General features: G+C 53.6%; 22 protein-coding genes. 4 read left to right on the top strand and 18 right to left on the bottom strand.

Annotation, left to right across the window (positions count from 1 at the left end):
- Positions 1–2 precede the first annotated feature (2 nt).
- From dnaE to rpsB, 16 genes are all read right to left on the bottom strand, one after another.
- Positions 3–3,485: a DNA polymerase III subunit alpha gene (gene dnaE / locus AC6I8T_RS04050; protein WP_497833522.1), complete on the bottom strand. Its 3,483-nt coding sequence runs from the start codon at positions 3,483–3,485 to the stop codon at positions 3–5.
- 31 nt (positions 3,486–3,516) lie between these two features.
- Positions 3,517–4,143, bottom strand: coding sequence for a ribonuclease HII (gene rnhB / locus AC6I8T_RS04045; RefSeq protein WP_021184658.1), 627 nt, complete (start codon positions 4,141–4,143; stop codon positions 3,517–3,519).
- Complete coding sequence (lpxB, locus tag AC6I8T_RS04040) at positions 4,136–5,284, bottom strand: lipid-A-disaccharide synthase (protein ID WP_208724842.1); 1,149 nt, start codon at positions 5,282–5,284, stop codon at positions 4,136–4,138. Before lpxB ends, rnhB begins: the two co-directional genes overlap by 8 nt.
- Positions 5,285–5,287: 3 nt before the next feature.
- Positions 5,288–6,076, bottom strand: a complete 789-nt coding sequence (gene lpxA, locus AC6I8T_RS04035; RefSeq protein ID WP_021184660.1) for an acyl-ACP--UDP-N-acetylglucosamine O-acyltransferase — start codon at positions 6,074–6,076, stop codon at positions 5,288–5,290.
- 3 nt (positions 6,077–6,079) lie between these two features.
- Positions 6,080–6,535, bottom strand: a complete 456-nt coding sequence (gene fabZ / locus AC6I8T_RS04030) for a 3-hydroxyacyl-ACP dehydratase FabZ (protein ID WP_013507953.1) — start codon at positions 6,533–6,535, stop codon at positions 6,080–6,082.
- 195 nt (positions 6,536–6,730) lie between these two features.
- Positions 6,731–7,756, bottom strand: a complete 1,026-nt coding sequence (gene lpxD, locus AC6I8T_RS04025; protein ID WP_208724840.1) for a UDP-3-O-(3-hydroxymyristoyl)glucosamine N-acyltransferase — start codon at positions 7,754–7,756, stop codon at positions 6,731–6,733.
- A gap of 3 nt (positions 7,757–7,759) precedes the next feature.
- The gene (locus tag AC6I8T_RS04020) at positions 7,760–8,260 is read right to left on the bottom strand and encodes an OmpH family outer membrane protein (RefSeq protein ID WP_013507951.1); all 501 of its coding nucleotides are present in this window, start codon (positions 8,258–8,260) and stop codon (positions 7,760–7,762) included.
- A 105-nt stretch (positions 8,261–8,365) separates the two neighbouring features.
- Entirely contained in the window at positions 8,366–10,777 is a 2,412-nt protein-coding gene (bamA, locus tag AC6I8T_RS04015; RefSeq protein WP_036626612.1) for an outer membrane protein assembly factor BamA, read from the bottom strand.
- Between the two features lie 51 nt (positions 10,778–10,828).
- Positions 10,829–12,178 carry a sigma E protease regulator RseP gene (gene rseP, locus AC6I8T_RS04010; RefSeq protein WP_021184663.1) on the bottom strand — a complete coding sequence of 450 codons (1,350 nt, stop codon included), beginning with the start codon at positions 12,176–12,178 and terminating at the stop codon, positions 10,829–10,831.
- 12 nt (positions 12,179–12,190) lie between these two features.
- A complete protein-coding gene (cdsA, locus tag AC6I8T_RS04005; RefSeq protein ID WP_021184664.1) occupies positions 12,191–13,048 on the bottom strand; it encodes a phosphatidate cytidylyltransferase in 858 nt (285 codons plus the stop codon).
- An 18-nt stretch (positions 13,049–13,066) separates the two neighbouring features.
- Positions 13,067–13,819, bottom strand: a complete 753-nt coding sequence (ispU, locus tag AC6I8T_RS04000) for a (2E,6E)-farnesyl-diphosphate-specific ditrans,polycis-undecaprenyl-diphosphate synthase (RefSeq protein ID WP_021184665.1) — start codon at positions 13,817–13,819, stop codon at positions 13,067–13,069.
- 166 nt (positions 13,820–13,985) lie between these two features.
- Positions 13,986–15,188: a 1-deoxy-D-xylulose-5-phosphate reductoisomerase gene (gene ispC, locus AC6I8T_RS03995; RefSeq protein ID WP_021184666.1), complete on the bottom strand. Its 1,203-nt coding sequence runs from the start codon at positions 15,186–15,188 to the stop codon at positions 13,986–13,988.
- A gap of 258 nt (positions 15,189–15,446) precedes the next feature.
- Complete coding sequence (gene frr, locus AC6I8T_RS03990) at positions 15,447–16,004, bottom strand: ribosome recycling factor (protein WP_021184667.1); 558 nt, start codon at positions 16,002–16,004, stop codon at positions 15,447–15,449.
- 188 nt (positions 16,005–16,192) lie between these two features.
- Positions 16,193–16,918, bottom strand: coding sequence for a UMP kinase (gene pyrH / locus AC6I8T_RS03985; RefSeq protein ID WP_013507944.1), 726 nt, complete (start codon positions 16,916–16,918; stop codon positions 16,193–16,195).
- Positions 16,919–17,076: 158 nt separating this feature from the next.
- The gene (gene tsf / locus AC6I8T_RS03980) at positions 17,077–17,928 is read right to left on the bottom strand and encodes a translation elongation factor Ts (RefSeq protein ID WP_021184668.1); all 852 of its coding nucleotides are present in this window, start codon (positions 17,926–17,928) and stop codon (positions 17,077–17,079) included.
- A gap of 181 nt (positions 17,929–18,109) precedes the next feature.
- Entirely contained in the window at positions 18,110–18,835 is a 726-nt protein-coding gene (gene rpsB, locus AC6I8T_RS03975) for a 30S ribosomal protein S2 (protein ID WP_013507942.1), read from the bottom strand.
- A gap of 316 nt (positions 18,836–19,151) precedes the next feature.
- On the opposite strand from rpsB, the gene map reads away from it, so the two are divergent.
- The 4 genes from map (at position 19,152) to AC6I8T_RS03955 (ending at position 24,245) form a co-directional block, all read left to right on the top strand.
- Positions 19,152–19,946 carry a type I methionyl aminopeptidase gene (gene map, locus AC6I8T_RS03970; RefSeq protein WP_021184669.1) on the top strand — a complete coding sequence of 265 codons (795 nt, stop codon included), beginning with the start codon at positions 19,152–19,154 and terminating at the stop codon, positions 19,944–19,946.
- Between the two features lie 75 nt (positions 19,947–20,021).
- Entirely contained in the window at positions 20,022–22,676 is a 2,655-nt protein-coding gene (gene glnD, locus AC6I8T_RS03965) for a bifunctional uridylyltransferase/uridylyl-removing protein GlnD (protein WP_036626670.1), read from the top strand.
- Between the two features lie 76 nt (positions 22,677–22,752).
- Positions 22,753–23,577, top strand: a complete 825-nt coding sequence (dapD, locus tag AC6I8T_RS03960; protein ID WP_013507939.1) for a 2,3,4,5-tetrahydropyridine-2,6-dicarboxylate N-succinyltransferase — start codon at positions 22,753–22,755, stop codon at positions 23,575–23,577.
- 275 nt (positions 23,578–23,852) lie between these two features.
- Positions 23,853–24,245 (top strand): DUF3461 family protein, encoded by a 393-nt coding sequence (locus AC6I8T_RS03955; RefSeq protein ID WP_021184671.1) that lies wholly within the window; start codon positions 23,853–23,855, stop codon positions 24,243–24,245.
- Positions 24,246–24,272: 27 nt separating this feature from the next.
- On the opposite strand, the gene AC6I8T_RS03950 is transcribed toward AC6I8T_RS03955, so the two are convergent.
- Together AC6I8T_RS03950 and AC6I8T_RS03945 are read right to left on the bottom strand one after the other, a co-directional pair.
- Entirely contained in the window at positions 24,273–25,529 is a 1,257-nt protein-coding gene (locus AC6I8T_RS03950; RefSeq protein ID WP_208724838.1) for an alginate lyase family protein, read from the bottom strand.
- Complete coding sequence (locus AC6I8T_RS03945) at positions 25,526–26,686, bottom strand: CdaR family transcriptional regulator (RefSeq protein ID WP_208724836.1); 1,161 nt, start codon at positions 26,684–26,686, stop codon at positions 25,526–25,528. Before AC6I8T_RS03945 ends, AC6I8T_RS03950 begins: the two co-directional genes overlap by 4 nt.
- Positions 26,687–26,787: the final 101 nt, after the last annotated feature.

Genomic DNA, 26,787 nt, shown 5'->3' with positions numbered 1-26,787 from the left:
TTTTAGTCAAACTCCAGTTCCACCTGCTCCGACCCAACTAACGACCGCAAATCGTTGAGTAAACGATCGCTGGGCGAAATACGCCACGCTGCACCAAAGCGCAGCTTCGCCCGCGCATCTGCTCTCTGATAATAGAGATGCACCGGAATAGTCCCGGAGCGATGAGGCTCCAGAGACTGGCGGAGACGGTTTAAAAGCTGGTCATCAATTTGCCTGTCCGTCAGCGAGATAGCAAGACCACGCGCGTATTTTTCCCGCGCTTCGTCAATGTCCATCACTTCGCGGGCGGTCATTTTAAGGCCGCCACTGAAGTCATCAAAGCTGACCTGTCCGCTAACGATCAGGATTCGGTCCTTCTCCAGCAATTGCTGGTATTTATCCAATGCATCGGTAAATAACATCACCTCCAGACGCCCAGAGCGGTCATCCAGAGTACAGATACCAATTCGGTTGCCACGCTTGGTGACCATCGTACGGGCAGCAATCACCAGCCCCGCCGCGACGGTCACTTTACCACGATCGGTTGGATGCATGTCTTTGAGACGCATCCCGCCAACGTAACGTTCAATTTCTTTCAGATACTGATTGATCGGATGGCCGGTGAGATACAGGCCCAGCGTTTCACGTTCGCCATCCAGCTGAATCTGTTCCGGCCACGGTGTCACGCTGGCGTACGATTTCTCTACCTGCTCCGGTTCTTCTGCCAGCACGCCAAACATATCCGCCTGCCCGATGGCCTCGGCTTTCGCATGTTGATCGGCGGCTTTCAGCGCATCGCTGAGGGAGCTCATCAGCGCAGCACGATGCGGGCCGAGACGATCGAACGCACCGGACATGATCAGTTTTTCCATCACGCGACGGTTGATCTTTTTGGTGTCGGTACGGGCGCAGAGATCAAACAGTTCTTTGAAGTAACCATCCCGGTTACGCGCCTCGAGGATCGCTTCAATCGGGCCTTCACCCACGCCTTTGATCGCACCGATACCGTAAACGATCTCACCCTCATCGTTCACATGGAACGGATAAAGCCCGGAGTTGATATCTGGCGGCAACACCTTGAGGCCCATACGCCAGCACTCATCCACCAGCCCCACCACTTTCTCGGTGTTATCCATATCCGCGGTCATTACCGCCGCCATAAATTCTGCCGGATAGTGGGCTTTCAACCATAACGTTTGATAAGAAACCAGCGCATAGGCAGCGGAGTGCGATTTGTTGAAGCCATAACCGGCGAATTTCTCCACCAGGTCGAAGATCTTCATCGCCAGCTCGCCGTTGACGCCCATCTTCTCCGCCCCATCCTGGAACACGGAGCGCTGCTTCGCCATCTCTTCCGGTTTCTTTTTACCCATCGCACGACGCAGCATATCCGCGCCGCCCAGAGTATAACCCGACAGCACCTGAGCGATCTGCATCACCTGTTCCTGGTAAAGGATGATGCCGTAGGTTGGTTCCAGCACCGGTTGCAGCGACTCATGCTGCCACTCGATATCCGGGTAAGAGATCGCCTCGCGGCCATGCTTACGGTCGATAAAGTTATCTACCATGCCGGACTGCAACGGGCCCGGACGGAACAACGCCACCAATGCGATCATATCTTCGAAGCAGTCAGGCTTCAGACGTTTGATCAGATCCTTCATGCCGCGCGATTCAAGCTGGAACACGGCGGTGGTTTCCGCGCGTTGCAGCATGTCGAAACTCTTTTTATCGTCGAGCGGAATGGCTGCGATATCAATCGGTTCCAGGCCCTGCTTCTCACGGCGCGGGTTAATCATCTTCAGCGCCCAGTCGATAATGGTGAGCGTGCGCAAGCCGAGGAAGTCGAACTTCACCAGACCAGCATATTCCACGTCATTTTTATCGAATTGCGTGACCGGGTGGTTGCCGTTTTCATCGCAGTATAACGGTGCAAAATCGGTAATTTTGGTCGGCGCGATCACCACGCCACCGGCGTGTTTACCGGCGTTACGCGTGACACCTTCCAGCTTACGCGCCATGTCGATCAGCGCTTTAACCTCTTCATCTGCCTCGTAGATTTCCGGCAACTGCGGTTCGGCAGCAAAGGCTTTTTCCAGCGTCATGCCCGGATCGGGCGGCACCAGCTTGGATATACGATCAACAAAGCCGTAAGGATGTCCCAGCACACGGCCTACGTCGCGGATCACCGCTTTTGCTGCCATCGTACCAAAGGTAATGATCTGCGATACCGCATCGCGGCCATACATCTCAGCAACGTGGTCGATCACCTGGTCACGTTTTTCCATACAGAAGTCGACGTCGAAGTCAGGCATCGACACACGTTCCGGGTTCAGGAAACGTTCGAACAGCAGGTCAAACTCCAGCGGATCAAGATCGGTAATCTTCAGCGCATAAGCGACCAGCGAACCGGCACCGGAACCACGTCCCGGTCCTACCGGTACGCCGTTATCCTTCGACCACTGGATAAACTCCATCACGATCAGGAAGTAGCCGGGGAAGCCCATCTGGTTAATAACGTTAAGTTCAATCTCCAGACGTTCATCATATTCCGGGCGTTTCTCGGCACGCACTGCCGGATCGGGGAACAGGAATTCCAGACGTTCTTCCAAACCTTCCCTTGATTTCACCACGAGAAAATCTTCGGTGGTCATATCACCGGTCGGGAACTGCGGCAGGAAGTACTCACCCAGGCGCACGGTGACATTACAACGCTTAGCAATTTCTACGCTATTTTCCAGCGCTTCCGGGATGTCCGAGAACAACTCGCACATCTCCGCTTCGCTGCGCATATATTGCTGAGGGCTGTAGTTACGCGGACGTTTAGGATCGTCCAGCGTGTAACCATCATGAATTGCCACGCGAATTTCATGCGCGTCAAAATCATCTTCGTTGAGGAAGCACACTTCATTGGTTGCCACCACCGGCACGCCTTCGGCAATCGCCAGCTCAACCGCCGCGTGCAGGTAGCTCTCCTCATCCGGGCGGCCCGTGCGCGTCAATTCAAGATAGTAACGATCGGGGAAGTGCTGCTGATAAAACGCCAGGCACTGCGCCACCAGCGCATTGTTGCCGCGCAATAAGCTGCGCCCCACATCGCCACGACGGCCACCGGAAAGCAGAATCAAGCCTTCCTGATACTCAGCCAGCCAGTCACGATCAATGACCGGCCCGGCAATACCGTAACCCCGTTGGTAAGCGCGTGAAATCAGTAATGTCAGGTTCTGATAACCGGTGTTGTTCGCCGCCAGCACGGTGAGCTGTGTCAGCTCATCGCCCATCAGCTCGCTGGCAACGTTAAAATCGGCGCCAATAATCGGCTTCACCCCAGCACCGTGCGCGGTGCCATAGAATTTCACCAGCCCGCACAGGTTGGTGAAATCAGTAATGCCAATAGCAGGCATCCCTAATGAGGCAGCCTTTTTTACCAGCGGCCCGGTCTTCGCCAGGCCATCAACCATTGAGTAGTCGCTGTGAACGCGCAGATGTATATAACGGGGTTCAGCCATATCAGTTTCCGGTTAAAACAGCGTCAGGCTATTAAAGCGTAGTCGGCTGGCGTGCGGCCAGCACGTCGGCATCAATCAGAGCGTTACGCACCGGCGCAAAGCTGCGGCGATGATGAGGCGTAGCACCATACTGGGTCAATTTTTCCATATGCAGTGCCGTCGGATAACCCTTGTGCTGAGCGAAGCCATACTGCGGGAAGAGAAGATCCAGTTCGGCCATTTCACGATCGCGCGTCACCTTCGCCAGGATCGACGCGGCGCTGATCTCTGCAACCAGGCTATCCCCCTTAACTACCGCCTGTGATGGCATCGGCAAAGCCGGACAACGGTTGCCATCGATCAAAACAAAATCAGGCACCACAGGTAAACCTGCCACCGCACGCTGCATCGCCAGCATGGTCGCATGCAGAATGTTGATCTGATCGATCTCTTCCGGTTCCGCACGGCCCAGACTCCAGGCCAGTGCTTTTTCTTTGATCTCGTCATACAACGCCAGACGACGTTTTTCCGACAATTTTTTGGAATCGGCCAGACCGACAATCGGCTTTGCAGGGTCAAGGATCACCGCTGCCGTCACCACCGCGCCGACCAGCGGGCCACGCCCGACCTCATCAACACCGGCAATCAGCCGCGCATTGGGATAAATAAACTCAGCCATGAGCAATCTCCAGTACGGCATCCGCGGCCTGCTCATCAGCATTCCAGCGAATTTGTGCATGTAGTTCGTTAAACGTCGCAAGCAACGCATCACGCTCGGCACCCGCATGTAACAGCGGCTCCAGCGCAGCGGCTAAGGCTGCCGGCTGACATTCATCCTGCAACAACTCCTTCACCAACTCGCGCCCGGCAAGCAGATTCGGTAAGGAGACGTAAGGGGTTTTGACCAGCCGCTTCGCCAGCCAGAAGGTGAAAGGTTTCATGCGATAACCCACCACCATCGGACATTTCGCCAACATACACTCCAGTGCCGCGGTTCCCGATGCCAGAATCGCTGCATCGCTGGCAATCATCGCTTCACGTCCTTTACCATCCAGCAGGTGCATCGGTAATTCCGGTGCCACTTCTGCTTTGATGTGCTCGAACTGTTCACGACGCTTCGCATTCACCAGAGGCACCACGATTTCAAGACGAGGATAGCGCTGGCGCAGCAGTTGCGCGGCACGCAGAAAATCGGCGCTCAGCATTTCCACTTCGGCACCACGGCTACCCGGCAACAGGCCCAGGCAGATGGCATCATCAGCAATCCCTAAACCACGACGCGCTGCCAGTTTATCCGGCTGCATCGGCATCGCATCGGCCATAGTGTGGCCGATAAAACGGCACGGCACATTGAAACGATCATAGAACGCTTTTTCAAACGGCAGAAATGCCAATACGAGGTTAGTATTGCGGCCGATTTTGAATACGCGTTTTTGACGCCAGGCCCAGACTGAGGGACTGACATAATGAATGGTGCGAATTCCGGCGCGTTTCAGACGACCTTCGAGCGTGATATTGAAATCAGGCGCATCAATGCCGACAAACACATCCGGTTGCAGCGCAGTGAAGCGCTGCGTCAGGTCACGGCGGATTTTCAGCAGCCGCGGCAGACGTTCCAGCACTTCAACAATGCCCATCACCGCCAACTCTTCCATCTCATACCAGGCTTCACAGCCTTCAGCCTGCATACGCGGACCGGCAACGCCGACAAAGCGAGCATCAGGATGGCGCGCTTTTAACGCACGAATGAGACCGGCACCAAGAATATCGCCGGAGGTTTCTCCGGCGACCAGGGCAATCGTTAAGGGACGCACTGACATGGATTAACGAATCAATCCACGGGTTGAGCGGGCAAAGAAGTCATAGAAAGGCTGAACTTCGCTATGCTGTTTTGCCAGCGCTTCAATCTCAGGCTTCACTTCATCCAGCGTTTTACTGCTGCGATACAGCAACTTGTACGCATTGCGAATCGCATGCAGGGCTTCTTTGCTGAACCCACGACGCTTCAAACCTTCGATGTTGATACCAAAAGGTGTCGCATGGTTACCCTGCGCAATGACGTACGGTGGTACGTCCTGCGCGACACCGGAACAACCGCCGACCATCACATGAGCGCCAATGGTGCACCACTGGTGTACTGCCGTCATCCCACCGATGATAGCGAAATCATCAACCGTGACGTGGCCACCCAGCGTAGCGTTATTGGCGAAAATGCAGCGATTGCCAATCACGCAATCATGCGCAATATGCGCGTTCACCATCAGCAGGTTGTCACTGCCGATTTTGGTCAGGCTACCACCCTGTATCGTACCGCGATGAATCGTGACACTTTCGCGGATACGGTTGCGATCGCCAATTTCCACACGCGTCGGCTCACCCGCATACTTCAGGTCCTGATTCACTTCGCCAATCGAAGCAAACTGGTAGATCTGGTTATCCTTACCAATACGCGTATGGCCATTCACCACCACATGCGATTTAAGCACCGTACCTTCACCAATTTCCACGTTGGCACCAATAAAGCAAAACGGGCCGATGTGAACATTGGCGCCGATCACGGCACCTTCTTCAATAACGGAACTGGGATGGATGCTGGCGGTTGAATCAATCACTAATTATGCCTCCCGGCTACGGGCACACATCATGGTCGCTTCACAGACAATCTTACCGTCTACGGTTGCTACGCCTTTGAAGCGCGTCAGGCCACGACGGGTTTTCTCGAATGTCACTTCCATGATCATCTGATCGCCCGGTACCACCGGACGCTTGAAACGGGCTTCATCGATGCCGGCGAAGTAGTAAAGCTCGCCCGGCTCCAGTTTGCCGACACTTTTGAATGCCAGAATACCGGTGGCCTGCGCCATCGCTTCCAGGATCAGAACGCCTGGGAAAATCGGTTTACCAGGGAAGTGCCCCTGGAAAAACGGTTCGTTTACAGAAACGTTCTTCACCGCACGCAGATATTTATGCTCTTCAAATTCCAATACACGGTCAACCAGCAGGAATGGATAGCGGTGCGGCAGCAGTTCTAAAATCTCTTCAATTTTCAGAGTATGCGTTTCAGTAGTCAAAATACTCTTCCTGTCCTAAAAATTCTGATGGCAACAATAACACGGCCTGCAACGATCAAAATGATCATCCGCAGGCCGCAAATCAGTTCGGTGGCGTCTCGCTTCCCTGCGATACCTGCTGCACATGCTCAGACAAAGTCTGAGCGGGTAAAGAAGGTACGCTGCTTATTATGAAGCCGGTGTCGTGGGATGGCGTTACTCGTCTTTACCGACTTTACGCTCGATGGCTTTGAGGCGTTTGCTCATGTCATCGATATTCATCACCAACGCTGCCGTTTTACGCCAGGTTTTGTTGGGTTGCAGCGGAATACCCGAAGAGTATACCCCAGGCTCTGTGATTGGGCGCATAACCATGCCCATTCCCGTCACGGTGACTTTGTCACAGATTTCCATATGTCCGTTAATGACGCTGGCGCCGCCAATCATACAGTAACGGCCAATCTTCAGACTACCCGCCATGATCACACCACCGGCAACCGCGGTGTTATCACCGATCACAACATTGTGTGCAATCTGACATTGGTTATCTATGATAACACCATTGCCGATCAGAGTGTTATCCAACGCACCGCGATCGATGGTTGTACAGGCGCCAATTTCCACCCGATCACCAATCACCACCGTGCCCAACTGCGGGATTTTCACCCAATTGCCACGATCGTTAGCATACCCGAATCCATCCGCACCGATGACGGTGCCTGACTGAATCAGACAATCCTGACCAATCTGGATTTCGTGATAAATCGTCACGTTAGCCCACAGGCGTGAACCGCGACCAATACGCGTGTGCTTACCAACAAAACACCCGGCGCCGATGACGACGTCGTCGCCCAGCTCAACACCGGACTCGATCACCGCATTCGCCCCCACCGAGACATTGCTTCCCAGCTTGGCCGTTGGGTCGATCACGGCGCTGGGCGCGATATTCTGCGCGGGCTGAGGCGTGGTGTCCAGCAGTTGTGCCATGCGGGCATAGGTCAGGTAAGGATTTTTCACCACCAGCGCGGCCGTATTACACCACTCCAGATCCGCTTCCGTCAGCACCACGGCCGAAGCCTGCACCTGGGCGAGTTGCTCGCGGTAACGGCTGTTTGCAAGAAAAGTGATTTGGCCAGTTGTGGCGGATTGCATAGAAGCAATGCCGGAGATGGCGATATCGCCATCTCCGTGCAATTCTGCATCCAACTGCTGGGCTAAATCAGCCAGTCGAATAGATGACATCGATTATTTAACCTGTTTTACAACGTCAGCAGTGATGTCTTTAGCATCAGAAGAAGTGTACAGCACAGCCTGAGAGTCCAGGACCAGATCGTACCCTCCGCTTTTCGCTACAGACTGAACAGCAGTCTGGATTTTAGCCAGCAGCTTGTTACGTTCCTGCATCTGACGGGTCTGGTTGTCTTTCTCAAAAGCCTGAGCTTTTGATTCGAAAGCCGCACGTTCAGAAGCGATCTGCTTCTCTTTCTTGGTACGGTCGCTGGCTTTCATGGTTGAAGCATTGCGTTGCAGATCCTGAATCTCCTGCTGGATTTTCTGCTGCTGAGACTGGAGGTCAGAGGCACGGCCCTGGAACTCACTCTCAAGTTGCTTAGCAACGACAGCACGCTGCGGAGACTGCTGGAAAACCTGGCTCAGGTTAACAACGGCGATTTTGTCTGCCGCCTGGGCGCCAGCAGAAGCAGCTAATGCAACACCCAGAGCAGCGGCACAGAACAACTTTTTCACTATAAACTCCTTACCCTCAACATGTGTGTTTGCAGCGTGTAGCCAGGCTACACGCATGCAGACTCTCTTTATACCCTTTGGGTATACACTTCCCTGCTCAGAGCTTTACCAGGTTTTACCGATGTTAAACTGGAACTGCTCTGACTTGTCTCCCTCGACTTTCTTGATCGGTTGGGCATACGAGAAGACCAACGGTCCCAACGGTGACATCCACTGTAGTGCGATACCGCTGGATACGCGAATATTGTTTGGATCGCTGTAATCCGGGATCCCTGCCGCACGCGTTTCTGCGGTGTTCTGCCATTTGGTATCCCAGACAGTACCCGCATCGAAAAATACCGACGTACGTACTGAGTTAGCATACTTCTCGCTCAGGAACGGTGTTGGGGTGATCAGCTCAAGGCTTGCCACCGCCATCGCGTTACCACCGACCGCATCATCTGACTTACAGATGCCATTCGGATCGGACAGCGTACAGGTCGACGAGCCATCATTCAGATACGCCGCTTTCGGACCAATGGTGTTGGACTGGAAGCCACGAACCGTGCTGGAGCCACCCGCATAGAAGTTCTCATAGAACGGCATCTCTTTACCGCCGAGTCCGTCACCATAACCAACACGGCCACGACCTAACAGCACCCAGGTACGATCACGGTTGATCGGAACGTATTGTTGGGTATCCAGCGTCGCTTTGTAGAAGCTGTTATCTGAACCCGGGATGGTCACTTTACCGTTCAGGTTGGTACGGTTACCGGATGTCGGGAAGAAACCGCGGTCCAGGGTGTTGTACGTCCAACCATAGTTGAAGGTGAAGTCATTCGCGGAGAAATCACCATCATCATTCAGCTCCTGATGACGTCCTACCGAATCAAGATAACGCCACATCGCCACCTGCGGCTGCATATTGGAAAGGTCGTTATGAACATAACCTAAACCAACACGTAAGGTGTTGTTTTCATTGATCGGGAAGCCCAGCGTGCCATCAACACCATAACTTTTATTGGTGTAGTCAGACAGGTCAGCATCATCCGCTTTAAAGTCGTTATAGAAAATACGACCGCCCAGGCTGACACCGTCCACCGTGAAATACGGATCGGTCAGTGAGAATTCAGCATAGGTCTGATAATCGTTTTTGGTCCCACTGATACCCACGGTGTTACCCGTGCCGAGCCAGTTGTCCTGGGTCACGCCAACCTGGAAGCTCACGCCACTTTCTGTGCCGTAGCCCACACCGAAGTTGAATGTACCGGTGTTACGTTCCTTAACCTTGTAGACCACGTCAACCTGGTCAGGTGAGCCCGGCACGCGCTGCGTATCCACGTCTACCGTTTCGAAGTAACCGGTACGGTTCAGACGTTCTTTACCCTGCTCAACCAGATCGCTGCCCAACCATGCGCCTTCCATCTGACGCATTTCACGACGCAGTACCGAGTCCTTCGAGGTATCGTTACCTTCGAAACGGACTTTACGCACGTAGTAACGGTTCCCGGCATCAACGTTGATATGCAGTTTTACCGTCTTGTCGGCATCATTAATTTCCGGCTGAGTGACCACGCGCGGATAAGCATAACCGTAGCGACCCAACAGTTTTTTGATGTCGTCTTCCATCTGAGTGACTTTGGTGCCGTTATACAGCTCACCCGATGGGATCTTCGTCAGATGTTCAATTTCCGCCGAGTGACCCGCCATGCTGCCGTTAACAATCACACCCGCGATCTTGTACTGATCGCCTTCGGTAATGTTGACGGTGATGTAGATCCCTTTCTTGTCCGGCGTCAGGCTCACCTGCGTTGAATCAATATTAAAACGCGCATAACCGCGATCCAGATAGAAGCTGCGCAGGGTTTCGAGGTCCCCGGCAAGTTTCTGTTTCTGGTATTTACGATCGCCCACCACGTTCCACCACGGCACTTCGTCACGCAGCTGGAAACGGGAGATCAGTTCATCAGAACTAAAGGCTTTGTTGCCCACGATGTTGATCTGCTGAATCTGAGCAGAAACACCTTCCTGGAAAACAAATTTCAGGTCAACACGGTTACGTGGCAGCGGAGTAGCAATCGCTTTAACGCTGGCGGTGTATTTACCGACGCTGTAGTAGAAATCCTCCAGGCCCTTCTCAATTGAAGAAAGCGTGGTGCGGTCAAGTGCTTCACCGACACGGATACCAGAAGCCTCAAGATTCTGTTTCAGCTGATCTTCTTTCACCGCTTTGTTGCCGGAGAAAGTGATGCTGGCAATGGTCGGACGTTCTTTCACCTGGACAATCAGCGTAGTACCGTCGCGCAGAACCTGAACATCTTCGAAGTTACCAGTGGCGAACAGTGAGCGAATGGTATTTCTGATGTCATCATCATTCACTGTATCGCCGACTCGTACCGGCATACTCAGCAGAGCCGCGCCGACGGCGACTCGCTGTAGCCCTTCGAAATGAATATCCTTCACCACGAAATCGTCTGCACCGTAAACGGTGGCGCTGCTAAACAGCAGCGACGCTATGAGCAACTTTTTCATCGCCATCGTTGTTATGCGTTTTCCTAACACATCCCACGCCTGTCTGCATTCCAGCTATTACAGGCGTGAGAAATCATTGAAAAGTGCAAGCCCCATTAACAGCACCAGCAGAATTGAGCCAATGCGGTAACTGAAGTCCTGAACTCGCTCGGACACCGGTCCACCTTTGATCTTTTCGATCGCCAGAAAGAGCAGATGTCCACCATCTAAAACCGGCAGTGGGAACAGGTTAATGATGCCCAGGTTAACGCTGATCAGCGCCAGAAACATCAGGTAGTAAATCACCCCATATTCTGCTGATAACCCGGCACCTTGCGCGATCGAAATCGGCCCGCTCAGATTATTCAGCTTCACGTCCCCGGTTATCAATTTGCCCAGCATGGAAACCGTCAGCTTCATCAGTTGCCAGGTTTTAACACTGGCTTCGCCGATGGCGGCAAAAGGCCCATACTGCCTTACCGTTTTGTACTCGTCAGGCAACGGAATCACGCGGGGTATAACCCCTGCAAAGCCTTCCGCCTTGTTACCCGGTTTTGCTTCCGGTGTCAGCGTCAACGCCAGTGATTCGCCGTTTCGCTCCACCTCAAGTGCCATATTTTTGCCGGGGTTATCCCGCACCTGCACCACAAAAGCCTGCCATTGTGTTAACGGCTGACCATCGACTTTAACGATCCTGTCGCCTGCTTGCAAACCGGCTTCACTCGCCGGAGAGTTAGCCTGAACTTCGGCCAGGGTTGTTTCGATTTGTGGTCCGCGAGGGCGGATGCCCAACGCAACAACCGGGTCCTGCTTATCGGGTTCGAACTGCCAGTCATGCAAATCCAACTGCTTCTGCTGCGTGGCATCCTCACCAAATTGCGAGACGGTTAGCGTGGCACTCTGATCACCGATTTTGCCGATCAGCGCCATGCGCACAGCATCCCAATCAGGCGTTTCGATACCATCTACCGCTTTAAGTTCCATCCCGGAGGTAATTTGCGCTTCTGCCGCAACGGAACCGTTCAGAATTTCACCAACCACCGGGCGCACGCCAGGGACGCCGTGAATAAACACCGCCCAATACGCGATAATGGCAAAAATGAAGTTAGCTATCGGACCTGCGGCAATGATCGATGCCCGCTGCCAGACCGCTTTGTTGTTGAAGGCTTGATGACGCAGTTCAGCCGGAACGCTTTCAACGCGTTCATCAAGCATTTTGACGTAGCCGCCAAGAGGGATCAGGGCAATGACGTATTCAGTCCCCTGACGATCGCGGCGACTGAACAGCGCTTTGCCGAAACCAATCGAAAATCGTTCGACTTTCACACCGCAGCGACGCGCAACCCAAAAATGACCAAACTCGTGCACGGTAATCAGCACGCCGAGCGCCACAATAAAGGCTGCAAAACTCCAGAGTATGCTCAACATGGTCGCCAATCCTCAGAGGGTGCGGAACACCAGCAGCAACAGGCAGGCAAAAACCGGCACCGCTGCTGTCAGGCTATCAATGCGATCGAGGATACCACCGTGGCCCGGAATTAAGTTACCACTGTCTTTGATGCCGGCTTCACGTTTGAACATACTTTCCGTCAAATCACCCAGTACCGAAGCCAGTGCGGCAATGACGGCACAGATAACCAGCGTGGACGCGGCAATCGTCAGCGGTGCAAACAGGGCGAACAACCAGGCAATCAGCGCTGAAGAGAGCAACCCTCCCAAAAAGCCTTCCCAGGTTTTACCGGGAGACACTTTTGGCGCCAGTTTGTGTTTGCCAAACAACCGCCCAAACATGTAGGCACCGGAGTCGGCACCCCATACCAGAAACATCACGAACAGTAGCCACCAGGCACCCGCGAAATGGTCGGTATCATAATGATACTGGCGCAGCGCCATCATGCCCCAGAAGAAGGGGATAACAGTGAGTACGCCAAACAGGAGACGAAGCGGGCGAGAATGACGCCAGACCGCAGCGGATGCGGGATAGAAAAGCACTAAAACCAACGCCACAATCCACCAAGCCAGCGATGCCCACAAGGAGCTTTCCATCTGAAATTGATGCAAATCGCGTTGATAAGGTTGCAGGGTGAACAGCATCACGGCCAATAATAAACCGCAAAGCACAGCCAGCCAGATGCGTTGCTGGCGAGACGCCATGCCCGCCAGTTGCCCCCATTCCCAGGCGGCAAGCATGCAGATGATGATAGTTGTTATCGCAAAACCGGACAGTGGTAACCAGAACAGCGCAGCAATCACCAGCGGAATTAAAATCAACGCGGTAATTAAACGAGACTTCAGCAAAGGTTACCCCCAGGTTGCTCAGGCGCCGCCTGGTGCAGCGCCGCCATAGCGACGCTCCCGCAGAGAGAAAGCATTCAGTGCACCTTCAAAAACGTGTTCATCAAAATCAGGCCAGAGAACATCGGTAAACCAGAACTCAGCATAGGCAATCTGCCACAGCAGGAAGTTGCTAATCCGATGCTCTCCCCCGGTCCTTATCACTAAATCCACCGGCGCCAGCTCGTTCATACAAAGATACGGAGCCAGGCTCTCTTCGGTTATCTGGTCAGGACGTAACAGACCTTCCTGAACCTGTTCGGCCAGTTTTCTGGCACCCTGGATAATATCCCAACGGCCACCGTAGTTAGCAGCAATGTTGAGAGTCAGTCCATTATTTTGCTGAGTCAGTTCCTCGGCGCGACGAATGCGTTCCTGGATACGGGAATTGAAACGACTGATATCGCCAATAACACGCAAACGTACATTGTGTTTGTGCAGGCTTTTGACCTCACTGTCGAGCGCCCAGACAAACAGTTCCATTAAGGCCGTCACTTCCTGAACCGGTCGGCTCCAGTTTTCACTGCTGAACGCATAAAGCGTGAGCGCTTCCAACTTATGGCTGACCGCAAAGCTGACGGCCCGGCGTACTGATTTTACCCCGGCTTTGTGGCCTGAAATACGCAGTTTGCCCTGATTTTTTGCCCAGCGACCATTACCATCCATAATGATGGCTACGTGACGCGGCGTACAATCAGCCCGGTCATCGAATGTGTTGTGATTGTTGGACGACATAACGCGTAATAATTCCTTTAATCAGAAATGCTGTGGTTTCTGAATACATTGCGCCTGCGGCAAGTACCAACCTCAAGGTCAGCTGGCATCAAAATAACACCAGGCCGAAAAACGCGAGCGAGCGACTATACCATTTTCACCCTGAGCTAACAAATAGCGCGGACAATCAACCTGCTATACGCAAGCGTGGCAACATTTCATTGGCACACACCCGCGCTAACCGATCGATCTCCATCACTGCTTCAACGCTGTCGGGCTCACCGCAGCTCAGCGACGCCAACACTTCGCTGTTTAACGCAGCGATATCGGTAAAGCGGATCTGATGCTGCAGGAATGCGGCCACCGCCACTTCGTTCGCTGCATTTAGCGTTGTCGTAGCGGCCTGGCCAGTGGCACAGGCGTCAATTGCCAGCTTCAGGCAGGGATAGCGCGCGTAATCCGGCTCAGAAAAGGTCAGCGCTTTCATTCGGGTGAAATCGAGCGGCGTGACGCCGGCAGGAATACGTGCTGGCCATGCCATGCTGTGGGCAATCGGGGTTCGCATATCCGGCGATCCCAGTTGCGCCAGCACGCTACCATCGCAATAACGCACCATCGAATGGATTACCGACTGCGGATGCAGGATAACCTCCATCTGCGCATCAGTGGCGTTAAATAGCCAGCGGGCTTCAATGTATTCAAGACCTTTATTCATCATGGTGGCCGAATCAACGGAGATTTTACGCCCCATTGACCAGTTCGGATGCGCACAAGCCTGATCGGGTGACATACCGGCCAAATCGGTTAATGGCGTGTCACGAAAAGGACCACCTGATCCCGTGAGAATAATCGACTCGATGCCGTTATCCCGCAGATCAGCGTACCCCAACTGATGCTGTATGGAAGCCGGTAAACTCTGAAAAATGGCGTTGTGCTCGCTATCGACCGGCAGCAACTGGGCCTGATGGCGCTGAACCGCCTCCATAAACAGACGGCCGCATGTGACAAGCGATTCTTTATTGGCCAGCAGGACAGTTTTTCCGGCACGGATGGCCGCCAGCGTCGGAAGCAAACCTGATGCGCCGACAATCGCCGCCATCACCTGATCAACTTCATCAAGCGCAGCCAGTTCACAGGCCGCCTGAACGCCGGAGAGCACTTCGGTGTTGATGTTGAGTGCTCTCAGTCGCTCACGCAGCGCCTGTGCCGAGGCTTCATCCGCCATCGCCGCATAACGAGGCTGAAACTGCTGACATTGCTCGGCCATCATGGCCACATTCTGACCGGCTACCAAGGCTGTTACCTGATATTGCTCAGGATTTTCCCGTACTACCGCCAGTGTACTGGTGCCAATCGAGCCAGTGGAACCCAGCAGAGTTAATCGCTTCATGACGCTTTCCGTGTGTACTCAGAGGAAGGAGACAGATAATTTCCCACTTCTTCAGGACCAAAATAAAACGCCGCAAGACAGCGCATTCACGAAGAATACCTCTCTTGACGGCGTTTATACCCGTCATACTTCAAATTGCAGATGCGTTGGCTGCGCTCGTTCACCCTAGTCAATTACTGATGTAAGCTCCTGGGGATTCATTCCCTTGCCGCCAACCTGCAATCCGAATTATTTCGGATATATAAGATAATGATGGAATCAGAATTCCATCAGTTCCTTTTCTTTCTCGGCCAGTGCCGCATCAACGTTTTTGATACGCACATCGGTCATTTTCTGCACATCGTCCTGCGCGCGACGCTCGTCGTCTTCGCTGATTTCTTTGTCTTTCAGCAGCGCTTTGATCTTGTCGTTCGCGTCACGACGTACGTTACGGACGGACACACGGCCCTGCTCCGCTTCACCGCGAACAATTTTGATCAGGTCTTTACGACGCTCTTCGGTCAGCGGTGGCAGCGGAACACGAATGTCGCTACCGGCAGAGCTTGGGTTCAGACCCAAATCAGATGCCATGATCGCTTTCTCAACTGCCGGACCCATAGAACGATCGAAGACGTTGATTTTCAGCGTGCGCGAATCTTCTACTGTAACACTGGCCAGCTGACGCAGGGGCGTCGGCGTGCCGTAATATTCAACAACAATGCCGTCGAGCAGAGAGGGCGAAGCGCGACCAGTGCGCACTTTGCTGATAGTGTTTTTGAATGCTTCCACGCATTTGTCCATGCGCGTTTCAGCATCTTTTTTAATTTCGTTAATCACGTTGAAACCCTTGGATTCGGTTTGACCTGGCCATTTCCGGGCTAACCGGAAGCGGTATCGATAATCATCGATCATCCTGATACCCTAAATAATTCGAGTTCCCTATCGGGCACGGATTATTCAGGGCATAGCGCAGCGCCCAAGCGCCGCGCCAACAGAATATACCCTATTTTATCTTGCGTCGGGTATTAATGCGTAATCAGGGTGCCTTCTTTTTCACCCATCACGACACGACGCAGAGCGCCAGGTTTGTTCATATTGAAGACGCGGATCGGCAGTTGATGGTCGCGTGCCAGCGTAAAGGCCGCCAGATCCATCACTTTCAGCTCTTTATCCAACACTTCGGCATACGTCAGCTGTTCATAGAGCGTGGCATCCGGGTTCTTCACCGGATCGGCGGAGTAAACGCCATCCACTTTAGTGGCTTTCAGTACCACATCAGCTTCGATTTCAATACCACGCAGACAGGCGGCAGAGTCGGTTGTAAAGAACGGGTTGCCAGTGCCGGCAGAGAAGATAACTACGCGGTTATTACGCAGCAGGCTGATTGCTTCTGCCCAGCTGTAGTTATCACAAACGCCGTTCAGCGGGATCGCTGACATCAGGCGCGCATTGACATAAGCACGGTGCAACGCATCACGCATCGCCAGGCCGTTCATCACGGTAGCCAGCATCCCCATATGGTCACCGACCACACGGTTCATACCTGCCTGCGCCAGGCCTGCGCCACGGAACAGGTTACCGCCACCAATAACCACACCCACCTGGATACCCAGCTCAACCAGCTCTTTCACCTCTTGCGCCATGCGGTCAAGCACACTCGCGTCAATACCAAAACCTTCAGCACCTTGCAGTGCTTCGCCACTCAGTTTTAGCAGGATACGTTGATATACAGGTTTTGCGTTGGTCGCCATGGTCAATTCTTCCTGGAAGATATGATGAAAAGGAGAAGTTAAATCTGATCAATCATCCGCTTAGCGAGAGAGAAAAGCTATTGGGAAGTGACTGAAAATAGGCCCGCAGCAAAATGCAGGCAAAAAAGAACCGCCTTTTGGCGGTTCTTTCGGACCAGTTAAGACTGTTTGGACATCGCAGCAACTTCTGCTGCAAAGTCAGTCTCAACTTTCTCGATGCCTTCGCCCACTTCGAAGCGGATGAAGTTAATGACATCAGCGCCTTTCTCTTTCAGCGCCTGACCAACGGTTTTGCTCGGGTCAATAACGAAAGCCTGACCAGTCAGAGAAACTTCGCCGGTGAATTTCTTCATACGGCCTTCAACCATTTTCTCTGCGATTTCTTTCGGCTTACCAGACTGCATCGCGATGTCCAGCTGAACCTGGTACTCTTTCGCTACCACGTCTTCAGACACATCTTCCGGCTTCACGAATTCCGGCTTGCTTGCTGCAATGTGCATTGCAACCTGCTTGATCAGCTCTTCGTCAGCGCCTTTGGTAGAAACCAGAACGCCGATACGTGCGCCGTGCAGGTAGTTACCCAGCTCAGCACCTTCCAGAATAGCAACACGACGGATGTTGATGTTCTCACCGATTTTCGCAACCAGTGCCACACGCTCTTCTTCGAACTGTGCTTTCAGAACTTCAACGTCGGTCACTTTGCCAGCGGCAGCAGCGTCGATCACTTTGTCAGCAAATGCCTGGAAACCAGCATCTTTTGCGACGAAGTCGGTCTGGCAGTTAACTTCCAGGATCACACCGAAACCGTCAACGATCTTGGTTTTGATCACGCCGTCAGCAGCCACGTTACCCGCTTTTTTCGCTGCTTTGATTGCGCCAGACTTACGCATGTTTTCGATGGCCAGTTCGATATCGCCATTCGCTTCAGTCAGCGCTTTTTTGCAGTCCATCATGCCAGCGGCAGTACGCTCGCGCAGTTCTTTTACCAGTGCAGCGGTAATTTCAGCCATTCCAGAATCCTCGATTCGTTTCTCAGTGCTTGCACACTGCCAGAAACTTGTTGCGGAAAATTTACTCTGCCCCGCTCGCCTTAATGGAAGCGTGACAGACTTGGATATAATAAAGGGGCCGTGCGGCCCCCTTAACAGATTACATCTGATGTCTAAGGGCTCTGTGAAAGAGCAGACCTTATCAGGCGTTCTCTAAAGACGCGTCTTCAGCTTGCTCAGCCAGATCCTGAGAACGGCCTTCGCGCACGGTAGTGGCAACGGCAGTCAGGTACAGGCTTACAGCACGGATTGCATCGTCGTTACCCGGGATAACGAAATCAACGCCGTCCGGATCAGAGTTGGTATCAACGATAGCAAATACCGGAATACCCAGGTTGTTTGCTTCTTTGATTGCAATGTGCTCGTGGTCAGCATCAACAACGAACAGTGCGTCCGGCAGACCGCCCATATCTTTGATACCGCCCAGGCTGTTTTCCAGCTTGGCCAGTTCACGAGCGCGCATCAGCGCTTCTTTTTTGGTCAGTTTGTCGAAAGTACCGTCCTGAGACTGAGTTTCCAGATCTTTCAGGCGTTTGATGGACTGACGAACGGTTTTCCAGTTGGTCAGCATGCCACCCAACCAGCGGTGGTTTACGAAGAACTGGTCGCAGCTCAGTGCAGACTCTTTTACCGCTTCGGCAGCAGCGCGCTTAGTACCGACGAACAGGATCTTACCTTTACGGGAAGAAATTTTGTTCAGCTCAGCCAGGGCTTCGTTGAACATCGGTACAGTTTTCTCAAGGTTGATGATGTGAACTTTGTTACGCGCACCGAAGATGAACGGCTTCATTTTCGGGTTCCAGTAACGGGTCTGGTGACCGAAGTGAACACCAGCCTTGAGCATGTCGCGCATGGAAACAGTTGCCATGATTACCTCTAAAGTTTGATTGGGGTTGGGCCTCCATGTATCCCATACAACCGACCTCTTACGAGGCACCCCGGCGTACGTGTCGATACATGTGTGTTTTAGTACACATAATGAGATTTATGCGTTTCCTGTTCGCCCAGGGGGCTGACAGAGAATCGTCGGCGCGCTTTATACCACAATGCGCAGGAATACGCCAATAGTCGTTAACAGAAATTGGCTTGAGACTTCCCGATTTGGCAGCCCAAATGCCTGCTGCTAACATGACTGCACAGAACTCAATTATTGTCGAAATTTTCGACAGCCGCGGATTAATTTAATGGCTATTTCAATAAAAACTCCTGAAGAAATCGAAAAAATGCGTGTTGCCGGTCGCCTGGCAGCTGAAGTGTTGGAAATGATTGCACCGCATGTGGTGCCCGGTATCTCCACCGGCGAACTGGATCGTCTTTGCCACGAACATATCACCAACAAACAGCAGGCAATCTCCGCGTGCCTCGGCTACCACGGATTCCCGAAATCGGTGTGTATCTCCATCAATGAAGTGGTCTGCCACGGTATCCCGAGCGACGATCGTCTGCTGAAAGATGGCGATGTCGTCAACATTGATGTCACGGTGATCAAAGATGACTATCACGGCGACACCTCAAAAATGTTCATCGTCGGCAAGCCGACCATTCAGGGCGAGCGCCTGTGTCGCGTCACCCAGGAAAGCCTGTATCTGGCCCTGCGTCTGGTGAAACCCGGCATCCGCCTGCGTGAACTGGGACGTGCGATTCAGAAGTATGTTGAAGCACAGGATTTCTCTGTGGTGCGCGAATATTGCGGCCACGGCATTGGTAAAGGTTTCCACGAAGAGCCGCAGGTGCTGCATTACGATGCTGATGACGGCGGCGTGGTGCTTCAGGCCGGCATGACCTTTACCGTCGAGCCGATGGTCAACGCCGGTGATTACCGCATCCGCACCATGAAGGATGGCTGGACCGTGAAAACCAAAGATCGCAGCTTGTCCGCGCAGTACGAGCATACTATTGTGGTGACGGAGAACGGCTGTGAGATTCTGACGCTACGTGAAGACGACACCATCCCAGCGGTGCTGGAAAACGTCGCGTAAATCTCTTCCCAACAGTACCAGGCCGACCTTGAGTCGGCTTTTTTATGTCAATGGCGCGAAGAAGAGACGATGTCGATGAGTGGTAGCGTGACCGAAGCAGTACACAAAGGCCTGACCGATTCCCCAGCCGACTGGCCTGATGAAGCCCTAACCCGCGAGAAACTCAAACTCTATCTCGAACAATTTCAGCAGCATATGGGGACGGCGTTTGATGCCGGTACCGATGTCGAATCCCTGATTGATGCGCGTACCCTGTTTATTGATCGGCTGCTGCGCCGCTTATGGCGCTTCTTTGGCTTTGATCAGATGAAAGAGATCGCCCTGCTGGCGGTGGGCGGGTATGGCCGTGGCGAGCTGCATCCGCTGTCGGACATTGATGTGCTGATCCTGAGCCGCCGCCCGCTGGACGAGCATGCCGCACAACGCACCAGTGAGTTGCTCACGCTGATGTGGGATCTCAAGCTCGAAGTCGGCCACAGCGTGCGTACACTCGAGGAGTGTCTGCTGGAGGGGCTGTCGGATTTGACCGTCGCCACCAACCTGATTGAATCGCGCATGCTGACCGGCGACGTCGCATTATTTCTTGAGCTGCAAAAAAACATCTTTAGCGATGGTTTCTGGCCTTCGTCACGCTTCTTCGCCGCCAAAATTGAAGAGCAGCAAGAGCGCCATAAACGCTACCACGGCACCAGCTATAACCTCGAGCCGGATATCAAAAGCAGCCCCGGCGGTCTGCGGGATATTCATACGCTGCAATGGGTGGCACGCCGCCACTTTGGTGCCACCACCCTTGATGAGATGGTTGGCTTCGGCTTTCTCACTGAAGCCGAGCGTAATGAACTTAATGAATGTCAGGAGTTTCTCTGGCGCATCCGCTTCGCGTTGCATCTGACGCTAACGCGTTACGATAACCGCCTGCTGTTTGATCGCCAGCTGAATGTGGCGCAGCGTCTCAACTATCTCGGCGAAGGTAACGAACCGGTTGAGCGCATGATGAAAGATTTTTACCGGGTCACGCGCCGCATTGGCGAGTTAAATCAGATGCTGCTGCAACTGTTTGATGAGGCGATCCTCGGCCTTTCCGCCACCGAAAAGCCGCGTAACATCGATGACGACTTCCAGCTGCGTGGCGAGTTGATCGACCTGCGTGATCCCACGTTATTTGAACGTGAGCCTCAGGCAATTATGCGTATGTTTTACGTGATGGTACGCAACGAAAACATCAAAGGCATTTACTCCACCACCTTACGTCAGTTACGTTTCGCCCGCCGCCATCTCAAACAACCATTGTGCCAGATCGCCGAGGCGCGTCAGACCTTCATGGCGATTCTGCGCCATCCCGGCGCGGTGAGCCGTGCGTTAGTGCCGATGCATCGTCACAGCGTGCTTTGGGCTTATACGCCGCTGTGGGGCAATATCGTCGGTCAGATGCAGTTTGACCTGTTCCATGCCTACACGGTGGATGAACATACCATCCGCGTGTTGCAGAAACTGGAGAGCTTTGCTGACGAAGCGACACGCCCGATGCACCCGCTGTGCGTAGAACTCTGGCCGCGTCTGCCGCAGCCGGAACTGCTGCTGATGGCGGCGCTGTTGCATGACATCGCCAAAGGGCGTGGCGGCGATCACTCGATTTTGGGTGCGCAGGATGCCCTCGATTTCGCTGAATTACATGGCCTGAACTCAAGGGAAACGCAGTTGGTTGCCTGGTTAGTGCGTCATCACCTGCTGATGTCGGTCACCGCCCAGCGCCGCGATATTCAGGATCCTACCGTCATTCAGCAATTCGCTGAAGTGATGCAAAATGAGAACCGCCTGCGCTACCTGGCGTGCTTAACGGTATCAGACATCTGCGCCACCAACGAAAGCTTGTGGAACAGCTGGAAGCAGAGCCTGCTGCGCGAACTGTTCTTCGCCACGGAAAAACAGCTGCGTCGCGGCATGGAAAACAGCCCGGACCTGCGCGAGCGTGTCCGTCATCATCGCTTGCAGGCGCTGGCGCTGCTGCGAATGGAGAACCTCGACGAAGAGCGACTGCAACATATCTGGAGCCGCTGCCGTTCCGACTATTTCCTGCGCCACACCCCCAATCAGCTGGCATGGCATGCGCGACATCTGATCAACCACGATTTGAGCAAACCGCTGGTGCTGGTCAGCCCGCAGGCAACACGCGGCGGGACTGAGATTTTTATCTGGAGTCCCGATCGTCCATATCTGTTTGCTGCTGTGGCGGGTGAACTCGATCGCCGCAATCTCAGCGTGCATGACGCGCAGATCTTTACCAGCCGTGACGGTATGGCAATGGATACCTTTATTGTGCTGGAGCCGGATGGCAGCCCGTTGGCATCCGATCGTCACCCGATGATTATTCAGGCGCTGGAGCAGGCGATCACCCAAACACAATGGGTGCCGCCGCGCGTGCGCCGTCAGTCATCGCGCCTGAAACACTTCAGCGTGGAAACCGAAGTCAACTTCCTGCCGACGCATACCGATCGCCGCAGCTATCTGGAATTGATCGCCCTCGATCAGCCAGGTCTGCTGGCGCGCGTTGGCGAAGTTTTTGCAGATTTAGGTGTCTCGCTTCATGGCGCACGTATCAGTACAATTGGCGAACGGGTTGAGGATCTTTTCATCCTCGCGAACAGCGAGCGCCGCGCACTTGATGCCGAAATGCGCAATGTATTGCAACAACGGTTGACAGAGGCCCTTAATCCAAACGATAAAGTGTGACCGCAATCGATTTATCATCCTTTTTTTCTGTGCCAGCGTGACGCTGGCACCCGTATGACAGACTCAGGAAATCATCATGCAACAGTTACAGAGCGTTATTGAATCTGCCTTTGAGCGCCGCGCCGATATCACGCCAACCAGCGTGGACAGCGTCACTCGTGAAGCCATCAACCAGGTCATCGGTCTGCTGGACAGCGGTGAACTGCGCGTATCGGAAAAGATCAACGGTGAGTGGGTAACGCATCAGTGGCTGAAGAAAGCAGTTCTGCTGTCGTTCCGCATCAATGACAACCAGGTGATGGAAGGCGCAGAAACCCGTTTCTACGACAAAGTCCCGATGAAATTCGCCAACTGGGACGAAGCGCGCTTCAAGAAAGAAGGTTTCCGCGTTGTTCCTCCGGCAGCGGTGCGTCAGGGCGCATTTATCGCCCGTAATACCGTGCTGATGCCTTCTTACGTGAACATCGGTGCTTACGTTGACGAAGGTTCAATGGTTGATACCTGGGCAACCGTAGGTTCCTGCGCGCAGATCGGTAAAAACGTTCACCTGTCTGGCGGCGTCGGCATCGGCGGTGTTCTGGAGCCGCTCCAGGCTAACCCGACCATCATCGAAGACAACTGCTTTATCGGTGCGCGTTCAGAAATCGTTGAAGGCGTAATCGTGGAAGAAGGTTCCGTGATTTCAATGGGCGTCTACATCGGCCAGAGCACCAAAATCTATGACCGCGAAACTGGCGAAGTGCATTACGGTCGCGTTCCGGCTGGCTCAGTGGTGGTTTCAGGCAACTTGCCTTCTAAAGATGGCAGCTACAGCCTGTACTGCGCGGTCATCGTGAAGAAAGTTGATGCGAAAACCCGTGGCAAAGTCGGTATCAATGAACTGCTGCGCACCATCGACTAAGGCGAATTTGCCTTAAATTAACTAATCCGACGGGTCTGTAATCAGGCCCGTAATTTTTTCTTTACACTGCCTGGCAAACAACCTGTTTCTCACCGCGAATTAACAAGTGCGTTTATTTTTCAAACAGGTCATAATCCGCGCCAGTTAACTCAGGCCGCGCGATATTCATCCCGATTTTTGTCTACAGTTGATTAAGCTGGTTGCTGCGTTTTAGCCGCATCCCGAATGATGATAGTCCTGCGCGCTCTCCCCCACTTTTGATGGAATATAAAGCTATGTACGACAACCTGAAAAGCTTAGGTATCAGCACCCCTGAAGACATTGACCGTTACAGCCTGCGTCAGGAAGCCAATAACGACATCCTGAAAATCTATTTCCGCAAAGATAAAGGCGAGTTCTTCGCGAAAAGCGTGAAGTTCAAATACCCACGTCAGCGCAAAACCGTAGTGGCTGACCACAGCAGCCAGGGTTACAAAGAAGTTCAGGAAATCAGCCCTAACCTGCGTTATGTGATTGATGAGCTGGATCAGATTTGCCAGCGTGATCAGGTTGAAGTCGATCTGAAACGCAAAATCCTGGCCGATCTGCGTCATCTGGAAAACGTGGTGTCTAATAAGATCGCTGAGATTGAATCCGACCTCGATAAACTGACTCGCAACGGTCGTTAATTTCGCCTCGCGCTTTTCTCAGGCCAGCTATTGCTGGCCTTTTTTCTGCCCATAAGGCAACGAAATCAACCAGGTATCACGCTGCGCCTGCTCCACAGCCCCGCGCGCTGAACCGCTAAAGGCGGTCCAGTCAGTGCGGGCGATGGCGGATTCCCAGCGCGTTTGGTGCAGACTGTTATCCGCCAACGACAACAAAGGAATGATCCTCTGGCTGACACGATCACGGTTTTTCCACGGCCAGGGTTTAACCGGATCGCTATAAGGGGCAAGCGCCGCCAACGCGGCGAGTAACGATCCGCCCTGTGCGTTCTGATAATGCCAGAGATCACCGTTGCCACTTTTTTGTGCCAGCTGCGCGAGGGCGGTCAGCGCCTGCAAATTAAAATAGCTGTAATGAAAAGATCGGGTGCGCGCCAGTTCATAGGGTTGGCTGCCATCGGCCCGGATCTGTTGATCAATTTTACCACGCGCCAGAGTCACCATCGCCCGCACCGCAGCATCATCCCCAAGATACCAGGCGATGCCCGCCAGCTGGGTACAGTACCAGCTACCGTGATTATTGGGCGCTGCCGCTTCCTGTTGTGCGAGCGGGCTATGCTGTAACCAATGCAGATAGTCGCGAAACCAGCGTTCTACCCCCTGCTGATCGGCCGCTTGCCAACCTGGAGAGGTTCTCAGTAACTGCAAGGCATCCACTACTCGGGTCGCAAAATAGCGCCCGTCGAGCACCCCGGTATGACGTCCATCCGCTATCCCAGGGACACCCTGCGCAAAGTTAAGGTTGGGATTCATTCGACTGGCAGGATCGATAAACCAGTGGCGCACCAGCGACTGTGCTTTATCGGCATAACGCTGCTCACCGGAGAAATACCAGGCAAGCGTCAGTGCCTGCACATCAGCGCTAAAGCGTGCCAACCGGACACCATCGCTCTGATCATTTTTGCTGGCTGGATTCACCACACCGTCGCGTCGCAGCCACGGCAGGCCAGCGGGTTGCGACGCGTCTGGCCACCAATAGGCGCTCAGACTGAGATAGTCATGCTTCGAACCACCTGGCGGTAACAGCCCTTTATCGATGACGCTGGGATCAGGATGCTTCAACGCCTGTTGCGCTTCCCGCTGTAATTGTTGCCACGCCGCCAGCGTTGGCGACGCAGCCCGGTGCTGCGCCAGTTGTTGCTTAACCTGCTGTAAATCACTCAGCGAGAGAAAAGCCAGCTCAGTCGCCTGGCTAAAACCGCTACATACCCATAGCGCGAACGCCAGTATCCCAGCCCGTTTCATCCGCCCTGCTCATCAAGTTGCAATGCCACGTACAATAACAGGCGATCGTCAAAGTTGCCGAGATTCAACCCGGTGAGTTCCGAGATACGATTCAGACGATATTCCAGCGTATTACGATGGATAAACAGCGCACGCGCCGTAGCGCTGGGTTGTACGTTATGGCTGAACCAGGCGATTAAGGTACGCCGCAGCAAACCATTGCTATCCATATTTTTCAGTTTCGCCAGCGGTCGGGCCAGCTCATTGGCCTGCCAGCCACCGCGTAAGCTATCGAGCAGTACCGGCAACACCAAATCCTGATAGAAATAGCTGCGTTGTTCCGGCATACGCTGTTTGCCGACCATCATGGTGGTACGGGCGGTACGATAGGAACGTGCGATGCTGCCGGGACCGGTAAAATAGTTCCCCAGCGCAATACGCATGCGCAGATGCCCGCTCTCTTTCATACGTTGTAATAACTGCTCAACCCGACGCCGATGATCGTCCTGATCATAGCGACCGTGCGCATTCAGTGCCGGTTTCAATACCACCATTTCGGTGAGCGAGACAATGGCAATCAGGTTATCGCGCTCGGGCGTGGTCAGCAGCGTTTGCAGTTGCTGCAATTCCGACATGGCGCTATCGACACCAAGTTGCCCGCTGTCCACCTCGACCACCGCAACCACACGCGGTTGATTAAGATCGATACCCAGCCGTTGCGCCCATTCGCTCAACGCCGGTGACAGGGTTTCGCTGCGTACCAGGTTGAGAACCAACTCCTCGCGCAGGCGGCTATCCTGGGCCAGCATATGCAGCAGCCGTGCCTGTTCCAGCATCATCTCTGCCGTCATGCAAACCAGTTCACCGTAATGCCGTAACGCTACGGGTTGCCCGGTCAGACCGATCACACCTACGATTTCACCATCAATACGCAGCGGCAAGTTAATCCCCGGGCGTACACCATGCAGATGCTTAGCCACCGCTTCATCGATGTCTACAACCCTACCCTGCGACAGTACCAGCAGCGCACCTTCGTGCAATTCGCCAATACGCTCGCGGTCGCCACTGCCAATGATGCGGCCACGGGCATCCATCACGTTGACATTGCTGTCAATAATTTTCATGGTGCGGGCAACAATGTCCTGAGCCAGTCGCGCATCAAGATGATAGGTGGCCATTAATCACTCCAGATAAAAGGAACTGCCGACAGAATACGCGCCCGCTTAACGGCTGGCATTGTGCAACTGCACATAGCCGGATAGAGATTGCGGGAATTGCG

The sequence above is a fragment of the Pantoea sp. X-Soil-OKNW-556 genome (genome assembly GCF_059730695.1).
The sequence above is the reverse complement of the archived record's forward strand: the minus strand, read 5'-3'. Positions and strand labels throughout refer to the sequence as shown.